This is a genomic window from Pseudomonas entomophila L48 (genome assembly GCF_000026105.1).
Taxonomy (GTDB): domain Bacteria; phylum Pseudomonadota; class Gammaproteobacteria; order Pseudomonadales; family Pseudomonadaceae; genus Aquipseudomonas; species Aquipseudomonas entomophila.
Genome location: NC_008027.1, coordinates 4023922 through 4046198 on the forward strand (window position 1 = coordinate 4023922; position 22277 = coordinate 4046198).

Consider the following 22277-nt stretch of genomic DNA (forward strand, 5'->3'; position numbering starts at 1 on the left):
CCTCAACCACGGCTGTCGCAGGCCGCTGCCTGCTTCAGGTGGGGCACGAAGTTGCACGGCCGATGACGCGCGTCGAGTTGCTCGGCCAGGATGCCGTCCCAACCGGTGCGCACCGCGTTGGTCGAGCCCGGCAGGCAGCACACCAGGGTGCCGTTGGCCAGGCCCGCCAGGGCGCGGGACTGGATGGTGGAGGTGCCGATATCGGCCACCGAGATCTGCCGGAACAGTTCACCGAAGCCTTCCACTTGCTTGTCCAGCAGGCACGCCACGGCTTCCGGCGTGCTGTCACGGCCGGTAAACCCGGTGCCACCGGTGATCAGCACCACCTGGACCTGCTCGTCGGCGATCCAGGTGGCGACCTGGGCGCGGATCTTGTACAGGTCGTCCTTGAGCAGCACGCGCGCGGCAAGCTGGTGGCCAGCCGCGCTGAGGCGGTCGACGAACAGCTGGCCGGAGGTATCAGTGTCGAAGGTACGGGTGTCGCTGACCGTCAGCACGGCAATGTTCAGCGGCACGAAAGGGGTATCTGCCTTGGCTTTCATGAGGGTACGTCGCAGGGAACAGGGATGTGCGCTGTTATATCACACGCCGGCCCTGCCGTTGTTCTTGGTCAATCCCGGTGCGATGGCGCTATGCTGCACCGTTCAAGGAACTTGCGTGGACGCCCCGCGTCTCAATGTCATCTAGCACCCTCGCACTGGAGAAACACGATGATCCAACGGACCCTTCCCGCCTTCCTGCTCGCCCTGGGCCTCGGCGCCCTCGCCGGCTGCTCCTCGCCCACCGTCATCACCCTGAACGACGGCCGCGAGATCCAGGCGGTGGACACCCCCAGCTACGACGAAGACTCCGGCTTCTACGAGTTCGAACAGCTCGATGGCAAGCGCACCCGTATCAACAAGGACCAGGTCCGGACCGTCAAGGACCTGTGATTGGCACGGCTTTTTCACATAACCCCTTTTTGCAACAAGGGGTTGCGTGACAAAATGCGATGCAGTAGGATTTTGGCCATCGGAGTGTAGCGCAGCCAGGTAGCGCGTCTCGTTCGGGACGAGAAGGCCGCAGGTTCGAATCCTGTCTCTCCGACCAAATCCCGTAAAAAAACCCGCCTCGAGCGGGTTTTTTTTGCCTGCGCAAAAGGTAGGAGCCGGCTTGCCGGCGAACCAGGCACAACCCTGTTCGCCGGTAAGCCGGCTCCTACGACATGTCAGAGGGCGTCGTCCGGCAATACCGGCACGTACAGCAGTTGCAGGCGCGCACTGCTCCACTCGCGGGTCTTGTTGGTCAGCTCGAGGTCGTTGTTGAGCTTGCGCCCATAGGTCGGCACGATCTCGTTGAGCTTCGCCTGCCACTCGGGCGTCTTGACCCGATCCTTGAAGGTCTTCTCCAACACGCTCAGCATGATCGGCGCGGCGGTCGAGGCACCTGGCGAGGCCCCCAGCAACGCGGCAATGCTGCCATCCTGGGCGGCTACCACTTCGGTACCGAACTGCAACACGCCGCCGTGCTCAGGGTCCTTCTTGATCACCTGGACGCGTTGCCCGGCCTGCAGCAGTTTCCAGTCTTCGTTCTTGGCGTTGGGGAAGTATTCGCGCAGAGCCGCCATGCGGTCGTCGAAGCTGAGCATCAACTGGCCCATCAGGTAGGTGCTCAGGTCGATGTTGTCGATGCCGGCATGCATCATCGGGCTGATGTTGTGGCTGTTCAGCGAGGCGAACATGTCCAGCAGCGAGCCGTTCTTCAGGTACTTGGTGGAGAAGGTGGCGAACGGGCCGAACAGCAGCACCTCCTTGCCATCGATCACCCGGGTATCGAGGTGCGGCACCGACATCGGTGGCGCGCCGACCGAGGCCTTGCCGTACAGCTTGGCCTTGTGACGGGCAACCAGGTCCGGGTTGTCGGTCATCAGGAACTGGCCACCCACCGGGAAGCCGGCGTAGCCCTCGGCTTCCGGGATGCCAGACTGCTGCAGCAGCTTGAGCGCGCCGCCACCGGCGCCGATGAACACGAACTTGGCCTTGACCGCAGCCTGCTTGCCGCCGTTGGCAAGGTCCGCCACCACCACGTTCCAGGTACCGTCCTGGTTGCGGGCGATATCACGCACTTCGTGGCCCAGGTGCAGCTTGACGTTGGGGTTGCGGGTCATCGAGGCGAACAACTGGCGGGTGATCTCGCCGAAGTTTACGTCGGTGCCGATCGCCATGTGGGTGGCGGCGACCTTCTGCCCCGGGTCACGCCCCTCCATCACCAGCGGCACCCACTTGCGGATCTGCTCGTGGTCCTCGGAGATCTCCATGCCGCGGAACAGCGAGCTGTGGCGCAGGGCCTCGACGCGCTTGTGCAGGAAGGCGACATTCTCGTCACCCCAGACAAAGCTCATGTGCGGCACGTTGTTGATGAACGAGCGCGGGTTGTTCAGCACGCCCTGTTCGACCTGGTAGGCCCAGAACTGCTTGGACACCTCGAACTGCTCGTTGACGTTGACCGCCTTGCTGATATCGATGCCGCCATCCGCGCCGACACTGGTGTAGTTCAGCTCGCAGAAGGCCGAGTGCCCGGTGCCGGCGTTGTTCCAGGCGTTGGAGCTTTCCTCGGCGACCTGGTCCATGCGCTCGTAGACGTCGACGGTCCAGTTCGGTTCCAGCTCGGTGAGGTAGGTCCCCAGGCTCGCGCTCATGATGCCGCCGCCGATCAGCAGGACATCGACGGTCTTTTCCGGCTCCGAGGGCTTGGAGCAGCCGATGACGCTCAGGCACAGGAGCGTCAGCAGGAGTTTTTTCATTAGCTCAATCCAATTGAAGTGAAGGACTGGCAGTCGTTGCCCCCGGTGTGCACGCCCGGATGTTGTTGTTCTGGTTCGCAGGAGTCTTGCGGGATCGGGGCACGATCGCCTCGGGCCGTGGCCCGGGGCGCCGTAAAGCAGGGAGTGTGCCAGGTGTGGCGGGGCCAGCATCCACGCGGCAGGAGGGCTGCGCACAGGCGCGAATGATGGCGACAATCCGCCACATATATGAATACCTGGCGGATTCCCCACGCCCTGTAGGAGCCAGCTTTGCTGGCGAACCAAGGCGACACTGAAGTCATGTCGTTCGCCGGTTCGCCAGCAAGGCTGGCTCCTACAGGGGTTAGTGGGGTCAGCGGGTCAGGCGCGCGGTGACTTCACCCAGTTGCCCCGACAAGCCATGCAGGTGCTGCCCGGCCTGCTCGGTGTGCTGCACCGCCTCCTGGTTGGCCGTGGCGATGCGGGTGATCTCGACCAGGTTGCGGGAGATGTCCTCGGCGACGCTGGTCTGCTCTTCGGCGGCCGTGGCGATCTGCCGGTTCATGTCGCGGATCGCTTCCACCGCCGTGGTGATGCGCTGCAGCATCTGCCCGGCCTGCTGCACCTGCTCGGCGCCCTCCTCGCTGCGCTGCTGGCCGCTTTCGATGGCCTTGACCGCCTCCACCGCGCCGGATTGCACGGCCTCGATGATCTGGTGGATCTCGGCGATCGACGCCGCGGTGCGCTGGGCCAGGCTGCGCACTTCGTCGGCGACCACCGCGAAGCCGCGCCCGGCCTCGCCAGCGCGGGCGGCCTCGATGGCGGCATTGAGCGCCAGCAGATTGGTCTGCTCGGCAATGCCACGGATCACCTCGAGCACCTTGCCGATGCGCGTGCTGTCGTTCTCCAGATGGCGGATCACCGCGGCTGTGCCGGCAATCTCGCGGTTGACCAGGGCAATGATATCGATGGTCTGCTGCATCACTCGATCACCCGCCTGGGCGCTATGGTCGGCATCATCCGCCGCACGCGCCGCTTCGGCGGCGTGGCGGGCAACTTCCTGCGCCGTGGCGGACATTTCGTGCATGGCGGTGGCGACCTGGTCGGTACGCTGGAACTGGTCCTGGGTGCCGTGGGCCATGTCACCGGCAATGCTGCGCAGCCGCCCGCTGGCGCTTTCCAGCTCTTGGGCGTTGCCCTTGAGCCGGCCAACGGTGTCGGCGAGGAAATCTCGCAGGGTGTTGGCCGCCAGCGCCAGCCGCCCCAGTTCGTCTTCGCGGTCGCTTTGCACCCGGGCGCCGAAACGGCCCTGGCTGAGCTGGGCGACATAGTCGATAAGCTGGCGGATCGGTTCGACCAGGCTGCGGTTGACCAGCCACAGGCTGAACAGCCCCACCAGCACCGCCGAGGCCAGCATCACCAACACACCCAGCCAAACGGTGCGCTCGGCGCTGGCGCTGATGGCGCTCGCGCGGCTACCGGCATCGGCCCGCAGTTGCTCGACCAACGCGCTCATCTGGTCACTGGTGGCGCGGTCCACGCCCTTGACCGCCAGATCGCCCGCCACAGGGTCGCCACCGGCGGCGAGGAAGGCCTGGCGCCCTTGTTCATAGGCCGCGCCCAACTGGCGATGGCTATCCTTGAGTTGCTCCAGGCGCCCCTTGAGCGCCGGATCGCCATTGGCGATCAGTTGCCCCAGCAATTGCTGCACCTGCTGCTCGCGCGCCTGGAACTGCTGCCAGTACTTGTCCAGTTCGGCCGGCTGGCGGCCGCGCAAGAGCACGTTCTTCCATTCCTGCACCTGGATCTTGAACTGCAAGTTGGCTTCATCAATCAGTTGCGAGGCACGCAACGGCCCGTCGACCAGCTCGGCGTAACCACGCACGCTGGAGGACAGGAACTGGAAGCAGACCAGCGCGATCAGCAGGATCGCCACCAGGCTGCCGCCAAGCAGGGAGAGAATTTGCACTCTGAGGGATTTACGCAACATTGCGGATCTCGGAACAAGGAAGTAGGGAAACGGCACACGCGAGCGCTGCCGGCAGAGACATCCTTGTCCTCGTTCTCGGGCCAAAAAAAAGCCGCCATCGATCGATAGCAGCCAGGTCGAGCACTTACGCAACAGCTGATCCAGATAGTCTCAGGCAATTGCTACAGAAATGTTACAAATTCGCGACAACCTCACCGACCACTGAATTGCAGCGCTGCCAGCCGGGCGTACAGTGGGCTGTCCTCAAGCAACTGGCGGTGTGTACCGAAGGCGACCAGACGGCCCTTGTCGATCACCGCGATACGGTCGGCATATTGCACCGTGGCCAGGCGATGGGCAATGACCAGCGTGGTGCGTCCGACCATCAGTCGCGGCAGTGCCTGCTGGATCAAATGTTCGCTTTGCGCATCGAGCGCACTGGTGGCCTCGTCCAACAACAGGATCGGGGCGTTCACCAGCAATGCCCGGGCTATCGCCAGGCGCTGGCGCTGCCCGCCGGACAGGCCGCCACCGCCCTCGCCCAGCGGCGTCTGGTAGCCCTGGGGCAGTTGCACGATGAATTCGTGGGCATGGGCACTGCGTGCCGCAGCTTCGACGTCGGCGAGGCTGGCTTCGGGCCGACCGTAACGGATATTGGCCTCCACCGTGCCTCGGAACAGCGCGGGCTGCTGGGCGACCAGGGCGAACTGGGCTCGCAGTTCGGCTGGCGGCAATGCGCTGAGCGGCAGGCCGTCGAGCAGGATGCTGCCGGACTGCGGGTCGTAGAAGCGCAGCAACAGGTCGAACAGGGTCGACTTGCCGGCACCCGACGGCCCTACCAAGGCCACGGTCTGCCCAGGCTGAATCAACAGGCTCAGGCCATCCACAGCGGCCACCGAGGGGCGTGATGGATAGGCGAAACGCACCTCTTGCAGCTCGATGGCGCCACGGGCACGCCCAGCCGGCAGGCCGGCCGCCTCGACCGGCGGCAGGATCGCACTCTGCGCGGCCAGCAACTCAGCGATGCGCTCGGCAGCGCCCGCCGCCCGTTGCAGCTCACCGATGACCTCGCTCAAGGTGCCGAAGGCGCTGCCGACGATCAGGCTGTAGAACACGAAGGCAGCCAGTTCACCGCCGGAAATCCGCCCGGCGATCACATCCATGCCGCCCACCCACAACATCACCCCCACCGCGCCGAGCACCAGTACGATCACCAGGGTGATCAGCCAGGCACGCTGGGCAATACGCCGCCGCGCCACGGCAAACGCCGCCTCCACGGTCTCGGCGAACAACAGGCGGTCACGCGCCTCATGGTTGTAGGCCTGCACCGTCTTGATCTGGCCGAAGGTTTCGGCGACATAACTGCCGACATCGGCGACCCGGTCCTGGCTCTGGCGCGACAGGCTGCGCACTCGCCGGCCGAACAGCAGGATCGGCGCCAGCACCAGCGGCAGGGCCAGCACCACGATGCTGGTGAGCTTGGGGTTGGTCACGAACAGCAGCAACACACCACCGACGACCATCAGGGCATTGCGCAGGAACATCGACAGCGACGAGCCGATCACCGACTGCAGCAGGGTGGTGTCGGCGGTCAGTCGTGACTGGATCTCCGAACTGCGATTGTCTTCGAAGAAACCGGGATGCAGACCGACCAGGTGATCGAACACCGCCCGACGGATATCGGCGACACAGCGCTCGCCGATCCAGGACACCAGGTAGAAGCGGGCGAAGGTGCCAACCGCCAGCGCCATCACCAGCAGCAGGAACAAACCGATGGTCTGGTTGAGCTGGTGGGGTGAGCGGGTCATGAAGCCTTGGTCGACCAACAAACGAATACCCTGCCCCATCGACAAGGTGATCCCGGCGGTGACCACCAGTGCCAGCAAGGCCAGGAGGGCCTGGCGACGGTAAGGGCGGATGAAGTGCCAGCCCAGGTGCAGGGCGCGGCGTTGGCGGGAAGAGATCGGTTCAGGCATGGCGACCGTCGTTCGGCACAGGTGAACGCTAAGACTACCACTCGTCCGTCTGGCGGGAACGCCTTCAAGCCGGTGGCATCACATCACAGGTAGGTGAAACGGCTGCTCGTCAGTCCCTAGATGGATTCGTTCTAACGTGTGACTGGAGCTTTGCCGTGGTTTCTGCTGGACTGTCCTGGCCGTGATAGCCAAGGAACTGTCACAGGTTTTTCATGGCGCGGACAGTATCCTGAGCTTGAACCTGAAGAGGAGACAGGACATGAGCTTGCAGCACAGCAACGAGACCCCGAAGGTACAGAAACCGTCGCAGCCCCAGGTGTGCGGTTCGGTCATCGATGCCCAGGGCCGCGAAATCCCGATTACCGAGCAGATGATCCAGAAAGCGTGCAAGGATCTTGAACAAAGCCGGGTCGAGAAGGTCCGCAAGGGCTGAAAGCCAGAACAAGCATTCACTGCGACCCGGCGCATGCGCCGGGTTTTTGTTGCCCCCTGTAGGAGCGGCTTCAGCCGCGAACACCGGCACAGCCGGTGCCTGTTATCGCGTCGTTTGCTTCGCGGCTTAAGCCGCTCCTACAGGGATCACGCTACGCCAACCAGCTCCGCCCCCAGCGCGCTGACCATCTGCGCCAGCTGTGGTGCCTCACCGCGCAAACCTACCGCCAGCCCTTCGATCTCCCGCCGCACCGGATAATGCTTGCGCAGCAGGTCGAATGCCGCGCGCTGCTCGGCCACGTCATCGCTCAGGCTGCGGCGGAAATCGGCATCGTCGCGGCGCGGGTCGTACACCGCACGGCACAGGGTGGCCAGTGCCCAGGCCGGATCTGCGTTGGCATCCAGTTCGATGCGCGCCAGCGAATGTGCCGGCAGCAGGTCGGCCAGGCGCACCTGCTCGGGCTCACCGCGCCAGCGGCAGAACGCCTGGTAGATCTGCGCCGTGCCGCGTTGCTTGCCATCCAGGCTGTAGCCGGCGATGTGCGGGGTGGCCAGGGTGCACAGGTCGGCCAATTGCAGGTCTACCTGCGGCTCGCCTTCCCAGACATCGAGCACCGCATGCACGTCCTCACGGTCGAGCAGCAGCTCGCGCAGGGCCACGTTGTCCACCACAGGGCCGCGGCTGGCGTTGATCAGCCAGGCACCGGGGCGCAGGCTTGCCAACTTTTCCTGGTCGAGCAGATGCCAGGTCGGATGTTCGCCACCGCGCTGCAGCGGCGTGTGCAGGCTGATCACGTCGCACTGCGCAAGGATCGTCTCCAGGCTGACGAACTCCCCCCCTTCACTGGCCTCGCGCACTGGGTCGCAGACCAGCACCTTCCAGCCCAGGCCATGCAGCACCCGCACCAGGCGCCCCCCCACTTCGCCCGCACCCACCACGCCATAGACACGCCTGTTCAGGTCGACACCCTCGAGCTCGGCCAGGGTCAGCAGACTGCCCAGCACGTAATCGACCACACCGCGGGCGTTGCATCCCGGGGCACTGCTCCAGTGGATGCCGGCGTCGGCAAAGTAGTCCAGGTCCAGGTGGTCGGTGCCGATGGTGCAGGTGCCGACGAAGCGCACCTTGCTGCCTTCGAGCAGTTGCCGATCGACGCGGGTCACCGAACGCACCAGCAGTACGTCGGCGTCCTTGGCGCTGGCGGCGTCGATGGCTCGCCCAGGGTAACGGCGGATCTCGCCGAACCCGGCGAAGAAGGCATCGAGCAGCGGGATATTCTCGTCGGCAACTATCAGCATGGCGCTCTCCTGTCAGGGGAGCGCAGTGTAGCGCGATCGCGCGGGGCTCAGTCGGCCTTCTTGCGGATCCAGTACAGGTAGGTGCCGGCCTCTTCCTGCTGACCGAGCAGCTCATGGCCGAGGAAGACGCAGAATTTGGGAATGTCGCGGCGGGTCGACGGGTCGGTGGCAATCACCTTGAGCACACCGCCGGCCGCCAGCTCGCGCACATGCTTGTGCAGCATCATCACCGGCTCCGGACAGTTGAGGCCGGTAGCGTCGAGGGTCGCGTCGTGGATCAGGTCGGTCATGGAGGGCTCCGCTAAATGAAAGGCATTGTGGCGCATCGCCGGATGGACTCCAAGCCCACCTGCCGGCGCTCATGGATTTGGCACGACCTCACGATCTTTGTAGGAGCGGCTTCAGCCGCGATGCAGGCGACGCGGTGCCTGTTACCCGTTTCGCGGGTGATCGCGGCTAAAGCCGCTCCTACACAGAGGGCCCCTGGGCGACAGGGCATCAGCTCAGTGCGGCTTGAGGTCCAGCCGGCGCAGGTGGCAGGTCACTTCCTCACGGTCGTGATACAGCTGCTTGCAAGCAATCGACACCTTGACCTTGCGCTCCTTGAACCCGGCCTCCATACGGTCGAGCAACTTGCGCACTTCGGCATGGCGCTGCTTCATCGGCAACTTGAGGTTGACCACCGCCTCACGGCACAACCCCTCGCCCAGCCAGGTCTCGATCAGCGACGCAGTGCGCGCGGGCTTCTCGACGATGTCGCAGACCATCCAGTCCACCGTGTGCTTCGGCTTCCAGGTGAAACCGTCGGCCATCAGGTGTGTCACCAGCCCAGTGTCCATCAAACTCTCGGCCATGGGGCCGTTGTCGATGGCAGTCACCAGCATGCCGCGCTTGACCAGCTGGTAGGTCCAGCCACCGGGCGAGGCGCCCAGGTCGACACCAGTCATGTCGTCGTTCAGGCGCTGCTCCCACTGCTCGCGCGGGATGAATTGATGCCAGGCCTCCTCGAGCTTGAGGGTCGAGCGGCTGGGGGCCTCGCGGGGGAACTTCAGCCGTGGGATACCCATCGGCCACAGGGCCGAATTGTCCGCCTCGGCCAGCCCCAGGAACACCCGTCGACCGCTGATGAACGTCAACAACAGACGCGGGCGCCGGGCATCGTCCACCAGCCTGCCGGCCTTCTCCAGCGCCTTGCGCAGGGGCACCTCGAACTTGCGGCAGAAGGTCGACAGTTCCTTGCCTTCGTTGCTGTCGAGCACTTCCAGCCAAAGGCTGCCGCACACCGGCAAGTCGGCCAGGTGTTCCAGCAGCACGCTGATGCGGTCGGTCTCCGGCAGCTCGACGAAGGCTCCCCTCGCCCACTGGCGCGGGAAGATCAGCTGGGCAAAGCGCAGCTCATGCATCAACCGCTGCGCGCCGTCGGGCTCGGTGCAGACGAACTCGGCGCAGGCACTCTGCGGCTTGCCCTTGGCATAGCCGGCCACGCCAAGCAGGGCGGCGTGTTCGCTGATTTCGGCACAGACCTCGCCCTCGAAGCCGGGCCGGCAATGCATGAACAGGGTATTCATTTCTCACTCCACATCGCTGGCGCAGGCGGCGCCAGGGCGGCGAATGATAAAGGAAGATCGGAACCGACGACATGCCCCATCGGTCCAGAAAAAGGGCAGGCCCGGCAAACGGGTCTAACCTGACTGTTCAGCCAGGTCCGTGCCGTGCGGACCGATCCAGAGCGGTGACACCGGCGAGCAACCTGTATCTGCCGGGCACCGGAGCACAAGGAGTTGTAGATGCCCTCGCTCGACAGCCTGAAAACCCTCAAGAACCTCGACGTGGCCGGCCACGCCTATCACTATTTCAGCCTCGCCGAGGCCGCCAACCAGTTGGGTGACCTGCAGCGCCTGCCCATGTCGCTGAAGGTGCTGCTGGAGAACCTGCTGCGCTGGGAGGACGGCAAGACCGTCACCGTCGACGACCTGCGCGCCCTGGCCAAGTGGCTGGCCGAGCGCCGCTCGGATCGCGAGATCCAGTACCGCCCGGCGCGGGTATTGATGCAGGACTTCACCGGCGTGCCCGCGGTGGTAGACCTGGCCGCCATGCGCGCGGCCATGGCCAAGGCCGGTGGCGACCCGCAGCGCATCAACCCGCTGTCGCCGGTAGACCTGGTGATCGACCACTCGGTGATGGTCGACCGTTACGCCAGCCCCAGCGCCTTCGCCCAGAACGTCGACATCGAGATGCAGCGCAACGGCGAACGCTACGCCTTCCTGCGCTGGGGCCAAAGCGCCTTCGCCAACTTCCGCGTGGTGCCGCCGGGCACCGGTATCTGCCACCAGGTCAACTTGGAATACCTGGGCCGCACGGTCTGGACCAACGAGCAAGACGGACGCACCTTCGCCTTCCCCGATACGCTGGTCGGTACCGACTCGCACACCACCATGATCAACGGCCTGGGCGTGCTCGGCTGGGGCGTGGGCGGCATCGAGGCCGAGGCGGCCATGCTCGGCCAGCCGGTGTCGATGCTGATCCCCGAGGTGATCGGTTTCAAGCTCACCGGCAAGCTGCGCGAAGGCATCACCGCCACCGACCTGGTGCTCACGGTCACGCAGATGCTGCGCAAGAAAGGGGTGGTCGGCAAATTCGTCGAGTTCTACGGCGATGGCCTGGCCGACCTGCCCCTGGCCGACCGTGCCACCATCGCCAACATGGCCCCAGAGTACGGCGCCACCTGCGGTTTCTTCCCGGTCGACCAGGTGACCCTGGACTACCTGCGCCTGTCCGGGCGCCCGGAAGCGGCCGTGCAACTGGTCGAGGCCTATTGCAAGGCGCAGGGGCTGTGGCGCCTGCCTGGTCAGGAACCCCTGTTCACCGACACGCTCGCCCTTGACATGCATGACGTGGAAGCCAGCCTGGCCGGGCCCAAGCGCCCGCAGGACCGGGTGGCACTGGGCCAGGTCAGCCAGGCCTTCGACCACTTCATCGAACTGCAGCCCAAGCCCCTGGCCAAGGAAGTCGGCCGCCTGGAAAGCGAAGGCGGCGGGGGCGTGGCGGTGGGCAACGCCGACCAGGCCGGCGAAATCGACTACACCCATGGCGGCCAGACCCACACCCTGCGCGACGGCGCCGTGGTGATCGCCGCCATCACCTCCTGCACCAACACCTCCAACCCCAGCGTGATGATGGCCGCCGGCCTGGTGGCGAAGAAGGCCGTGGAGAAGGGCCTGCAGCGCAAGCCCTGGGTCAAGAGCTCCCTGGCGCCGGGCTCGAAGGTGGTCACCGATTACTTCAAGGCCGCAGGCCTCACGCCTTACCTGGACCAGCTCGGCTTCGACCTGGTCGGCTATGGCTGCACCACCTGCATCGGCAACTCCGGGCCGCTGGACGATGCCATCGAGAAAGCCATCGGCAGCGCCGACCTGACCGTCGCCTCGGTGCTGTCGGGCAACCGCAACTTCGAGGGACGCGTGCATCCGCTGGTCAAGACCAACTGGCTGGCCTCGCCGCCCCTGGTGGTCGCCTACGCGCTGGCCGGCAGCGTGCGCGTGGACCTGACCCAGGACGCCCTGGGCACCGGCAAGGACGGCCGGCCCGTGTACCTGCGCGATATCTGGCCCAGCCAGCAGGAGATCGCCGAGGCGGTCGCCAATGTCGACACCCGCATGTTCCACAAGGAGTATGCCGAAGTGTTCGCCGGCGATGCACAGTGGCAGGCCATCGCCGTGCCCAAGGCCGCCACCTATGCCTGGCAGGACGCCTCCACCTACATCCAGCACCCGCCGTTCTTCGACGACATCGGCGGCCCGCCGCCGGAAGTCCGCGACATACAGAGCGCACGCATCCTGGCCCTGCTGGGCGACTCGGTGACCACCGACCATATCTCGCCAGCCGGCAACATCAAGGCCGACAGCCCGGCCGGGCGCTACCTGCGCGAGAAGGGCGTGGAACCGCGGGACTTCAACTCCTACGGTTCGCGGCGCGGCAACCACGAAGTGATGATGCGCGGCACCTTCGCCAACATCCGTATCCGCAACGAGATGCTGGGCGGTGAGGAAGGCGGCAATACCTTGTACGTGCCCAGCGGCGAGAAACTGTCGATCTATGACGCCGCCATGCGCTACCAGCGGGATGGCACGCCACTGGTGGTGATTGCCGGCCAGGAGTACGGCACCGGCTCAAGCCGCGACTGGGCGGCCAAAGGCACCAACCTGCTGGGGGTCAAGGCCGTGCTGGCGGAAAGTTTCGAGCGTATCCACCGCTCGAACCTGGTGGGCATGGGTGTGCTGCCCTTGCAGTTCAAGGCCGGGGACGACCGCAAACGACTCGGCCTGACCGGCAGGGAGCGCATCGATGTGCTGGGGCTCTCGGGTGCGCAGATCCGCCCCGGCATGGACCTGCCCGTGCGCATCACCCGAGAGGATGGCCAAACGCTCCAAGTCGAGGTGCTGTGCCGGATCGACACGCTGAATGAAGTGGAGTACTTCAAGTCGGGAGGGATCCTGCACTTTGTGCTGCGGCAATTGATCGCGGGGTGAAGGGCGATAGCCTTGCTGTGATCTCGAGATCGAGCGGCGCATCGCGGATGAATCCGCTCCTACACCTTGGGACGGATGCACTGTAGGAGCGGATTTATCCGCGATAGCGATTGCAAGTGCCCTGAGGGCGCTCAGGTGAGTCCAACCCTCCACGGACTCACCAGCACAAGGAACTCCAATGCCCCTCCTCCACTGGATCGCTCTGCTCCTGCTCGGCCTCGGCTACACCCTCGCACTGACCTACGCCAGCCTGGGCCTGGCCGCCCTGCCCGCCTTGCTCGCCCTGCTGTGCAGCGCCTGGCTGGCGCGTCGCCGGGTACGCTGGCAGCAAACCCTCGGCCACGCCCTGTTCGTTGCCCTCGCCGTCGCCCTGGCGCTGCACTGGCTACCGGGTTTCAACGGTGCCCGGGTGATCGACAAGGTCGTGCTCAGCGAAGGCGCCATCCCCTTCTCGATGTACCTGAACCTGGACAAGCCACTGATCGGCGCATGGCTGCTGCTGGCCTGCCCATGGTTGGTGATGCTGCGCCTGCGCGGCCTGGCCACGAGTCTGGGTGTGATCCTGCCACTGACGCTGCTTGCCTGCCTGGGTGGCGCGTGGTCGCTGGGCCTGGTGGCCTGGGCACCCAAGTGGCCGGACCAGGCCTGGCTGTGGCTGCTGAACAACCTGCTGCTGGTCAGCCTGACCGAGGAATTGTTGTTCCGCGGCTACATCCAGGGCGGCCTGCAACGTTTGTTCAGGCATGACGGCCTGGCGCTGATCGCCGCCGCGCTGCTGTTCGGCCTGGCGCACCTGGGCGGTGGCTGGCAGTGGTTCTACCTGGCCAGCCTGGCCGGGGTGGGGTATGGTCTGGCCTATCGCCATGGCGGGCTGACCGCGGCGGTGCTGTGCCACGTTGCTGTCAACCTGGTGCACTTCGCCGGTTTCACCTACCCGATGCTGGCCCCGAGCTGAGCAATCGGTCATGATCCGACCCAGCCGTCACAATACATAACGAAAACTGCAACATTGGCAGCAACTTACGCGATCATGCCGGCTTCGCTACTGCAGCCGCAGCATCGCCACCTTGCGCCAGGTCAATGGCAGTTAAATATTCATTCAATAAAACCAGAGGCTTGCCGATACCCGTCGAAAGCCTTGCGGATTGAACAGCCAATGCGTAACAACCAGCCGATTACCCAGAGAGAACGGACTTTCCCTGCCCAGCAGCGGTTGATCTCCACCACCAACGCCAAAGGCGTGATCACCTACTGCAACGACGCATTCATCGAGATCAGCGGTTTTTCCCGCGAGGAACTGATGGGCGCGCCGCACAACCTGGTTCGTCACCCCGATGTGCCGCCGGCCGTATTCGCCCATATGTGGCAGACCCTCAAGCAGGGGCTGCCGTGGATGGGCATCGTCAAGAACCGTTGCAAGTCGGGCGACCACTACTGGGTGAACGCCTACGTCACCCCGGTATTCGACAACAACCAGGTGGTCGGCTACGAGTCGGTGCGGGTCAAACCCACCGCCGAGCAGATCCGCCGTGCCGAAGCACTGTACCAACGCATCAACCAGGGCAAGTCGGCCATCCCGAAACGCGACAAGTGGCTGCCGGTGCTGCAGGACTGGCTGCCCTTCATCCTCATCAGCCAGGTCGGCTTCCTGATCGGCAACTGGCTGGGTCACTCCTGGGGCTTCGCCCTGGCGGCCGGCCTGTCGGTCCCCCTGGGCCTGCTCGGCCTGAGCTGGCAGCAACGCGGCCTCAAGCGCCTGCTGCGCCTCGCTGAACAGACCACCTCCGACCCGCTGATCGCGCAGATGTATACCGACAGCCGTGGCGTCCAGGCGCGCCTGGAAATGGCCATGCTCAGCCAGGACGCACGGATGAAGACCTGCCTGACCCGCCTGCAGGACAGCGCCGAGCAACTGAGCGACCAGGCCCGCCAGTCCGACACCCTTGCCCACCAGAGCTCCTCGGGCCTGGAGCGCCAGCGCGTGGAAACCGAGCAAGTGGCCGCCGCGGTCAATCAGATGGCCGCCACCACGCAAGAAGTGGCCAACCACGTACAGCGCACCGCCGACGCCACGCAGGAAGCCAATCGCCTGACCAGCCAAGGCCGCCATATCGCCGGCGAGACTCGCGACGCGATTGAACGGCTGTCCGCCGCCGTGGGCGAGACCGGCCTGACCGTCACGCAACTGGCCAAGGACAGTGACGAGATCGGTGGCGTGGTCGATGTGATCAAAGGCATCGCCGACCAGACCAACCTGCTGGCACTCAACGCCGCTATCGAGGCTGCCCGTGCCGGCGAGATGGGCCGGGGCTTCGCGGTCGTCGCCGACGAAGTCCGCCAACTTGCCCAACGCACCGCCGAGTCCACCGGGCAGATTCACGGCCTGATCGCCAAGCTGCAGCAGACCGCCAACAACGCGGTGCAGACCATGGAAACCGGTCACCGCCAGGCCCAGGAAGGCGTCGAGCGTGTGATGGAGGCCGACCAGGCCCTGGTGGGTATCAGCGAAGCGGTGGCCAACATCACCGACATGGCCACCCAGATCGCCGCCGCCACCGAGGAACAGACCGCGGTGGCCGAAGAGATCAGCCGCAACATCAGCACCATCGCCGACCTGGCCGACCAGACCGCGGGCCAGGCCCAGCGTTCGGCGCTGCTCAGTGAAGAGCTGACCAGCACTGCGGGCACTCAATACTCGCTGGTGGAACGCTTCAACCGCTGAAATCCGAAGGCTATCGCGTCGCCAGACAGGCCCATTCGCCGGCAAAGCCGGCTCCTACAGGTGCAGCGCTGATCTTGAGGTTGGCGCATTCCCTGTAGGAGCGGGTTTACCCGCGATGCTTTTCACCAGTCAAGCGCCAGCCTGCTCTCGAAATACCGCTGCTCGCCACTCAACGGATCCTTGAAACGCAGGCTGTGCGCCAGCAGTTTCAGCGGCCGCGTGTAATCGTCCTGCTCATTGGCCAGTTGCGGATAGAACGGGTCATTACAGATAGCCGCGCCCAACGAAGCCATGTGCACCCGCAACTGATGGGTCTTGCCCGTCACCGGCGACAGACCATAGCGCCACAGCTCGCCCTGTTTCTCCAGCACGCAGGCATGGGTTTCGCTGTTATCGGCCCCCTCGACCTCATGCATGCGGAAGAACGGCTCGCCATGCACCAGGCGGCTGCGGTGCACCAGGGGAAACATATGCTGCGGCATGGCTGCGGCGATCGCCTGATAGTGCTTGTCGATACGCCGCTCCGGGAACAGGCACTGGTAGGCGCCACGGGTCTGCGGGTTGGCGGAGAACAGCACCAGGCCGGCCGTGTGCCGGTCGATGCGGTGCAGGGGAACCAGGTGCGGGTTGTCCAGGCGACGGATCAGGCGGCGCAACAGCGTCTGTTCGACATACTCGCCAGTGGGTGTCACTGGCAGGAAATGCGGTTTGTCCGCTACCACCAGATGCTCGTCCACATGCAGAATCTCTTCCTGCACCGGGATCGGTTTCTCATTGGCCACCTCGCGGAAGTAGTGCAGACGCAGGCCCTGGCGATAGGGAAGCTCAACGGTGATCGCACGGCCTTCACTGTCCAGCACCCGACCACGGGCAAAACGATCGAGCCACTGCTCGCGGGGGATACCCTTGAAGTGATCGCACAGGCAATCCAGCACCGTCGCCCAGCGACCTGGAGGCAGGCATACGGTACTGGCTTGCTGGTGGGCGGGGTTGAAAGGCGTGGTCATCGGCGGGCTCGCATCACAAGGGGGAGCATTATCCCCTAGCCCAGGCGCCTCAACCAGCCTCGCTGGCCGGCTCACAGCGCGCCTTCAGCCAACGCAGCACCTGCACAGCGTCCCAGCGCCCCGGGTCATAGAGGGCATAGCTCAAGCCCTGGTAGCCCACGACATCCAGCGGGCGATGAAACCCCGCACGCTGGAACAACGCCTCGATTTCGGCGAAGCAGGTGTTGAAGTGAACCTTGCCGAAGGGGGTCTGGTCATCGGTGACGATGCCATCGAGGCGCAATTCCAGCACAGCGTCACGCACACGCTCAGGGGACATGTGGTTGATGCTGTACTTGAGTTGCTCGACATTGAGCATGGCTTCACCTCGATACTGTATTTATATACAGCATACGAAGCGAATCACCCTACCGTCAATCAGCGGCTCAACGCAGGAACGCCACCACCTGTTCGGCATCGAACGGCCAGCCCAGCTCCGCGCCGCTGTCGCAGCGGCGCAGCACTGGAATCAGCAGGCCGTACCGCTCGAACAGCGCCTCGCTATCCGCGATGTCGACCAGCTCGACCATCAGGCCGTGCTCGACGAACGGCATCAGCATGGCTTCCGCCACTTCACACAGGTGGCACCCGAGGGTACCGAACAATTGGCATTCAGGGAGCATGAATGGGCCCGGAAATCATCTTCAAGGATGCTTATTCTAGGTCCAGACCCTGCAACCTGCACCTGTGCCAGGTCAATCCTGGCTGGTCGCACCAATGCGGTGCAGCGACAGGTCGGCGCCCTGGAATTCCTGCTCGTGGCTGAGGCGTAGGCCATTCAGCGCCTTGATCAGCCCGTACACGACAAAACCGCCGACCAACGCCACCACCACACCGGCCAGGCTGCCCAGCAACTGGCTCACCAGGCTGACACCACCCAACCCGCCCAGCGCCGTCTGCCCGAACACGCCACAGGCGATCCCACCCCAGACGCCACACAAGCCATGCAGCGGCCACACACCTAGCACATCGTCGATCTTCCAACGGTTCTGTGCCGCGGTGAAACACCAGACGAACAGGCCTCCCGCCACCAGCCCGACCACCAGCGCCCCCACCGGGTGCATCAGGTCGGAACCGGCGCAGACCGCCACCAGCCCGGCCAGCGGACCGTTGTGCAGGAAGCCCGGGTCATTGCGCCCCACCAGCAAGGCCGACAAGGTGCCGCCCACCATGGCCATCAACGAGTTGATCGCCACCAGCCCACTGGCGCCCAGCAGGGTCTGCGCGCTCATGACGTTGAAGCCGAACCAGCCGATGATCAGGATCCAGGAGCCCAGCGCCAGGAACGGGATGTTCGACGGCGCGAAGGCCACCAGCCGGCCATCGCGATAGCGACCGCGACGCGCACCCAGCAGGATGACCGCCGCCAAGGCCAGCCACCCGCCCATGGCATGCACCACCACGGACCCGGCGAAGTCATGGAACGGTGCGCCGAAGCGCGCCTGTAGCCATGCCTGGATACCCAGGTTGCCATTCCACACCACCCCTTCGAAGAACGGATAGATGAACGCCACGATCAACGCGGTCGCGCACAACTGCGGCATGAAGCGTGCCCGCTCGGCGATCCCACCCGAGATGATCGCCGGGATCGCCGCGGCGAAGGTCAGCAGGAAGAAGCATTTGACCAAGGCATAACCATGGTCGCGGGCCAGCTCGGCCGCCGGTTGCAGGAAGTTCACACCATAGGCGATCCAGTAGCCGATGAAGAAGTACACCAGTGCCGAGATGGCGAAATCACTGAGAATCTTCGACAAGGCGTTGACCTGATTCTTGTGGCGTACCGTACCGACCTCGAGGAAAGCGAAGCCGGCATGCATGGCCAGGACCAGGATCGCCCCCATGAGGATGAACAAGGTATTCGAGCCATGGACCAGGGAGTCCATCGCGCTGTGCATGTTTTCCATGAAGTGGCAGACCTGCAAAAAGGCACCAGGACAGCTCAAGAACCGGCATCCTTGCACCGAATCGGTGCCAGGCCCCTGCCCGGCTTCGTTGAGCCGGTGGGTGCCTGTGTGGTTTTTTCTTGGGTTTGTCGTGGATTGGGTTAAGGTTTGTCGGTGTCCGTGCCGCTGGTGCACACTTTCAGCGCAAGCGCCGACAGACACGCCCCGGGCAGTAGCAAGGGCCGTACCAGCCTCTGCCACTGAACCTTCCGCGCGCGCCGTTACTCGAAATAGCCATACACCCCCACAAGGAGAGGCCCATCCATGGCCAGCAAATCGGCAAAGACTGCACAAGAAATACTGATGGCTGACTTCCAGGCCCTGGTCCGCGACACCGAAAAGCTGCTCGCCGACACCGCAAACCTGGCGGGCGACCAGGCCGATGAACTGCGCGAGCAGATTCACGAACGCCTGACACAGGCCCGCGAAACCCTGCAACTGACCCAGGACTCGGTACGCCAACGCGGCCAGGCCGCCCTCGGCAGCGCCGAGCAGTACGTGCAGGAAAACCCCTGGCAGGCCATCGGCATCGCGGCTGGCGTCGGCTTGCTGATCGGCCTGCTGGCCAAGCGCTGAGGGTTGAACATGGATAACGACGCCAACGGCGCCGCCACCTCCGGCAGGCGCCTCGGCGCGGCGATACTGGGCCTGCTGCACAGCCATATCGAACTGTTCGGCATCGAATTGCAGGAACAGAAGGCCCGTACCCTTAGCCTGCTGCTGTTTGCCGGGCTGGCGCTGGTCTTCGCCCTGCTGCTGCTCACGGCCTTGTCCGGGCTGGTGCTGGTGCTGTTGTGGGACAGCTATCGCCTGGCCGGGATCATCGGCCTGTGCGTGTTCTACGGTCTTGCCGCGCTGTACTGCGGCTTGCGCCTGAAAGCTGCGGTGTTCGACGAATCTTCACCGTTCAGTGCCACGCTCGACGAGCTGGCCAAGGACCGGGAGCGCCTGCTGCCATGAACCTGCCCGAGATACCTGAAACTCGCAACCCAAGGGAACTGCGCAAGGCGTTGCTGCGCCTGCGCATGGAAATGCACCGCCAGCAGATCCGCCACGAGTCCACCCAGTTGCTCGAACCGGTGCGCCGTTTACGCGGCATGGGCAGTTCATTCGGCGAGGGCCTGGGCGTCCGACATGGCTCGCTGTGGGGCCTGGGCGCTGTCGTGGTACTGGGCTTTCTCACTGGCAAAGGCGTGCGCAGTGGCAACTTGCGGCGCCTGCTGCGCCTGGGCTCCACCCTGGCACCGCTGGTCCGCCTGTTCCTGAGCAACGGTCGCCGCCCCTGATTGCTGCGTGCCCGTGCTTGCACGGGCGCGCCAGACACTGGAAGCTATGCCGACTCAACGACGGGAGAACGCGCCTTGGACTGGCACACCCTGCTGACCCGCGAACGCCTGGGCAAGGCCCTCGGCAGCTCTGAAGAACTGGGCCGCAGCCCCTTCCACAAGGACCACGACCGGGTCATCTTCTCTGGCGCCTTCCGCCGCCTGGGGCGCAAGACCCAGGTGCATCCGGTCACCAGCAACGACCATATCCACACCCGCCTGACCCACTCGCTGGAAGTGAGCTGCGTCGGCCGCTCACTGGGCATGCGCGTAGGCGAGACCCTGCGCGACAGGCTGCCGGACTGGTGCGAACCCAGCGACCTGGGGATGATCGTGCAAGCGTCGTGCCTGGCCCACGACATTGGCAACCCTCCGTTCGGCCACTCCGGCGAGGACGCCATCCGCCATTGGTTCCAACAAGCGGCCGGACGTGGCTGGCTGGACGACATGACCGATGACGAACGTGCCGATTTCCTCAATTTCGAAGGCAACGCCCAGGGCTTTCGGGTCCTCACCCAACTCGAGTATCACCAATTCGATGGTGGCATGCGCCTGACCTACGCGACCCTCGGCGCCTACCTGAAATATCCCTGGACCGCCCGCCACGCCGATGCCCTGGGCTACAAGAAACACAAGTTCGGTTGCTACCACAGCGAACTGCCGCTGCTCGAACAGATCGCCGGCAAGCTTGGCCTGCCGCAGATCGCACACCAACGCTGGGCCCGCCATCCATTGGTCTACCTGATGGAGGCCGCCGACGATATCTGCTACGCCTTGATCGACCTCGAGGACGGCCTGGAAATGGACCTGTTGCAGTACGCCGAAGTCGAGGCGCTGCTGCTCGACCTGGTGGGTGACGACCTGCCGGAAACCTATCGCCAGCTGGGGCCTGGTGCATCGCGCCGGCGCAAGCTGGCAATCCTGCGGGGCAAGGCGATCGAACACCTGACCAACGCCGCCGCCCTCGCTTTCGTTGAACAGCAGGATGCCCTGCTTGCCGGACGGCTGCCGGGCGACCTGGTCGAACACATGCACGGCCCGGCCCAGCGTTGCGTACTGCAAGCCAAGGACATGGCCCGCAAAAAGATCTTTCAGGACAAGCGCAAGACGCTCCAGGAGATCGGCGCCTACACCACCCTGGAAATCCTCCTCAATACCTTCTGCAGTGCCGCCCTGGAACAGCACGGCGGGCGCACGCCTTCGTTCAAGAGCCAGCGTGTGCTGGACCTGCTCGGCAACAACGCACCCGATCCGCACGGTACCTTGCACGACGCCTACCTGCGCATGATCGACTTCATCGCTGGCATGACCGATGGCTATGCCAGCGAAATGGCCAGCGAGATGACCGGACGCTCCAGCCCGACATAACGGGCGTGCAGCAGTGATGACGGCATAGGCCGTCAATCACTGCATTAATCTGTAAGAAACGTCTTACCTCCTAGCGACAGGTCAAAACACAATTTCAATTTCTCGCAAAAACAACCAAAAATCCGAGAGACAAACTACTCAACTTCAACACATCCTGTAGCAGGATATCGATTTAGCTGTAAGCAATTTCCTATATATAGTTTTCCAACTGACCTTCCCTGCCCGCCGACATTCATCTGAGCTAATGTGCCGACTGTTTTCGTCACGCCGCATGGAATGTTTGATATGCACTCAGTATTTATTGTCGACGACCACCCGGTAATCCGCCTGGCTATCCGGATGTTGCTGGAGAATCAGAATTACACGGTGGTTGGCGAATCGGACAATGGCGTCGATGCCATGCAGATGATTCGCGAAACACGCCCGGACCTGGTAATCCTGGATATCAGCCTACCCAAGCTCGACGGGCTGGAAATGCTGTCCCGTCTACAGACCATGGCCATCCCGCTCAAGGTTCTGGTACTGACCGCACAATCGCCAGCGCTGTTCGCGATCCGCTGCATGCACTCGGGGGCCGCCGGTTACGTCTGCAAACAGGAAGATCTGAGCGAGTTGCTCAGTGCCATAAAGGCAGTGCTTTCCGGCTATAACTACTTCCCCAGCCAGGCACTCAATCCGGCCCAGGTAGATCGAGGGCAGGAACTGGAACTGTTCCGCCAGGTGAACGACCGGGAGCTGATGGTCTTGCAACTCTTCGCGCAGGGCAGAAGCAACAAGGAAATTGCCAAGGGTATGTTCCTCAGCAACAAGACAGTCAGCACCTACAAAAAGCGCCTTATGCACAAACTGCACGCAAACACGCTGGTGGAACTGATCGACATCGCCAAACGCAACGCGTTAGTCTGAG

The 22277-nt window shown here is 64.2% G+C and carries 21 protein-coding genes, 1 tRNA gene and 1 pseudogene; 11 read left to right on the forward strand and 12 right to left on the reverse strand.

Features of this window, described 5'->3' with window-relative positions; all coding sequences use genetic code 11:
* Positions 1-2: 2 nt before the first annotated feature.
* The gene (gene moaB / locus PSEEN_RS17255; RefSeq protein WP_011534840.1) at positions 3-542 is read right to left on the reverse strand and encodes a molybdenum cofactor biosynthesis protein B; all 540 of its coding nucleotides are present in this window, start codon (positions 540-542) and stop codon (positions 3-5) included.
* 168 nt (positions 543-710) lie between these two features.
* Here moaB and PSEEN_RS17260 point away from each other — a divergent pair, with 168 nt between their 5' ends.
* Both PSEEN_RS17260 and PSEEN_RS17265 read left to right on the forward strand, forming a co-directional pair.
* On the forward strand, positions 711-932 hold the full coding sequence (locus PSEEN_RS17260) for a YgdI/YgdR family lipoprotein (protein WP_011534841.1): 222 nt from the start codon (positions 711-713) through the stop codon (positions 930-932).
* Positions 933-1012: 80 nt separating this feature from the next.
* Positions 1013-1089 (forward strand) — tRNA-Pro (locus PSEEN_RS17265).
* 118 nt (positions 1090-1207) lie between these two features.
* Here the strand turns inward: PSEEN_RS17265 and mqo are convergent.
* The 4 genes and pseudogenes from mqo to PSEEN_RS17280 all read right to left on the reverse strand — a co-directional run bounded on the left by mqo (position 1208) and on the right by PSEEN_RS17280 (position 6706).
* Positions 1208-2782, reverse strand: coding sequence for a malate dehydrogenase (quinone) (mqo, locus tag PSEEN_RS17270; protein WP_011534842.1), 1575 nt, complete (start codon positions 2780-2782; stop codon positions 1208-1210).
* Between the two features lie 352 nt (positions 2783-3134).
* Positions 3135-3902 carry a methyl-accepting chemotaxis protein gene (locus tag PSEEN_RS27365; RefSeq protein ID WP_420806628.1) on the reverse strand — a complete coding sequence of 256 codons (768 nt, stop codon included), beginning with the start codon at positions 3900-3902 and terminating at the stop codon, positions 3135-3137.
* A 165-nt stretch (positions 3903-4067) separates the two neighbouring features.
* Positions 4068-4751, reverse strand: a pseudogene (locus tag PSEEN_RS27370) (methyl-accepting chemotaxis protein); the annotation flags it as partial.
* Positions 4752-4942: 191 nt separating this feature from the next.
* On the reverse strand, positions 4943-6706 hold the full coding sequence (locus PSEEN_RS17280; protein WP_011534844.1) for an ABC transporter transmembrane domain-containing protein: 1764 nt from the start codon (positions 6704-6706) through the stop codon (positions 4943-4945).
* A 259-nt stretch (positions 6707-6965) separates the two neighbouring features.
* Here PSEEN_RS17280 and PSEEN_RS26880 point away from each other — a divergent pair, with 259 nt between their 5' ends.
* Positions 6966-7139, forward strand: a complete 174-nt coding sequence (locus tag PSEEN_RS26880; protein WP_167535662.1) for a PA1571 family protein — start codon at positions 6966-6968, stop codon at positions 7137-7139.
* A gap of 146 nt (positions 7140-7285) precedes the next feature.
* On the opposite strand, the gene pdxB is transcribed toward PSEEN_RS26880, so the two are convergent.
* The 3 genes from pdxB to rlmM form a co-directional block, all read right to left on the reverse strand.
* The gene (pdxB, locus tag PSEEN_RS17285) at positions 7286-8437 is read right to left on the reverse strand and encodes a 4-phosphoerythronate dehydrogenase PdxB (protein WP_011534846.1); all 1152 of its coding nucleotides are present in this window, start codon (positions 8435-8437) and stop codon (positions 7286-7288) included.
* A 47-nt stretch (positions 8438-8484) separates the two neighbouring features.
* Complete coding sequence (gene tusA / locus PSEEN_RS17290; protein WP_011534847.1) at positions 8485-8727, reverse strand: sulfurtransferase TusA; 243 nt, start codon at positions 8725-8727, stop codon at positions 8485-8487.
* A gap of 213 nt (positions 8728-8940) precedes the next feature.
* Entirely contained in the window at positions 8941-10005 is a 1065-nt protein-coding gene (gene rlmM / locus PSEEN_RS17295) for a 23S rRNA (cytidine(2498)-2'-O)-methyltransferase RlmM (protein WP_011534848.1), read from the reverse strand.
* A 219-nt stretch (positions 10006-10224) separates the two neighbouring features.
* Here rlmM and acnA point away from each other — a divergent pair, with 219 nt between their 5' ends.
* The 3 genes from acnA to PSEEN_RS17310 all read left to right on the forward strand — a co-directional run bounded on the left by acnA (position 10225) and on the right by PSEEN_RS17310 (position 15688).
* A complete protein-coding gene (acnA, locus tag PSEEN_RS17300; protein WP_011534849.1) occupies positions 10225-12966 on the forward strand; it encodes an aconitate hydratase AcnA in 2742 nt (913 codons plus the stop codon).
* 178 nt (positions 12967-13144) lie between these two features.
* Entirely contained in the window at positions 13145-13921 is a 777-nt protein-coding gene (locus PSEEN_RS17305) for a CPBP family glutamic-type intramembrane protease (protein ID WP_011534850.1), read from the forward strand.
* A 201-nt stretch (positions 13922-14122) separates the two neighbouring features.
* Positions 14123-15688, forward strand: a complete 1566-nt coding sequence (locus tag PSEEN_RS17310; RefSeq protein ID WP_011534851.1) for a methyl-accepting chemotaxis protein — start codon at positions 14123-14125, stop codon at positions 15686-15688.
* Positions 15689-15810: 122 nt separating this feature from the next.
* On the opposite strand, the gene PSEEN_RS17315 is transcribed toward PSEEN_RS17310, so the two are convergent.
* The 4 genes from PSEEN_RS17315 to PSEEN_RS17330 form a co-directional block, all read right to left on the reverse strand.
* The gene (locus tag PSEEN_RS17315) at positions 15811-16695 is read right to left on the reverse strand and encodes a pseudouridine synthase (protein WP_011534852.1); all 885 of its coding nucleotides are present in this window, start codon (positions 16693-16695) and stop codon (positions 15811-15813) included.
* Positions 16696-16744: 49 nt separating this feature from the next.
* Entirely contained in the window at positions 16745-17053 is a 309-nt protein-coding gene (locus tag PSEEN_RS17320) for a hypothetical protein (RefSeq protein WP_011534853.1), read from the reverse strand.
* A gap of 67 nt (positions 17054-17120) precedes the next feature.
* The gene (locus tag PSEEN_RS17325; RefSeq protein WP_011534854.1) at positions 17121-17357 is read right to left on the reverse strand and encodes a glutaredoxin family protein; all 237 of its coding nucleotides are present in this window, start codon (positions 17355-17357) and stop codon (positions 17121-17123) included.
* A gap of 72 nt (positions 17358-17429) precedes the next feature.
* On the reverse strand, positions 17430-18638 hold the full coding sequence (locus PSEEN_RS17330; RefSeq protein ID WP_011534855.1) for an ammonium transporter: 1209 nt from the start codon (positions 18636-18638) through the stop codon (positions 17430-17432).
* 303 nt (positions 18639-18941) lie between these two features.
* On the opposite strand from PSEEN_RS17330, the gene PSEEN_RS17335 reads away from it, so the two are divergent.
* The 5 genes from PSEEN_RS17335 (at position 18942) to PSEEN_RS17355 (ending at position 22276) form a co-directional block, all read left to right on the forward strand.
* Positions 18942-19253, forward strand: coding sequence for an ElaB/YgaM/YqjD family protein (locus PSEEN_RS17335; RefSeq protein ID WP_011534856.1), 312 nt, complete (start codon positions 18942-18944; stop codon positions 19251-19253).
* 9 nt (positions 19254-19262) lie between these two features.
* Positions 19263-19637, forward strand: a complete 375-nt coding sequence (locus PSEEN_RS17340) for a phage holin family protein (RefSeq protein WP_011534857.1) — start codon at positions 19263-19265, stop codon at positions 19635-19637.
* Positions 19634-19963, forward strand: a complete 330-nt coding sequence (locus PSEEN_RS17345; protein WP_011534858.1) for a hypothetical protein — start codon at positions 19634-19636, stop codon at positions 19961-19963. The genes PSEEN_RS17340 and PSEEN_RS17345 overlap by 4 nt, the downstream gene beginning before the upstream one ends.
* Before the next feature lie 75 nt (positions 19964-20038).
* A complete protein-coding gene (locus PSEEN_RS17350) occupies positions 20039-21370 on the forward strand; it encodes a deoxyguanosinetriphosphate triphosphohydrolase (protein ID WP_011534859.1) in 1332 nt (443 codons plus the stop codon).
* A gap of 285 nt (positions 21371-21655) precedes the next feature.
* Positions 21656-22276, forward strand: coding sequence for a response regulator transcription factor (locus tag PSEEN_RS17355; protein WP_044488285.1), 621 nt, complete (start codon positions 21656-21658; stop codon positions 22274-22276).
* Position 22277 lies beyond the last annotated feature (1 nt).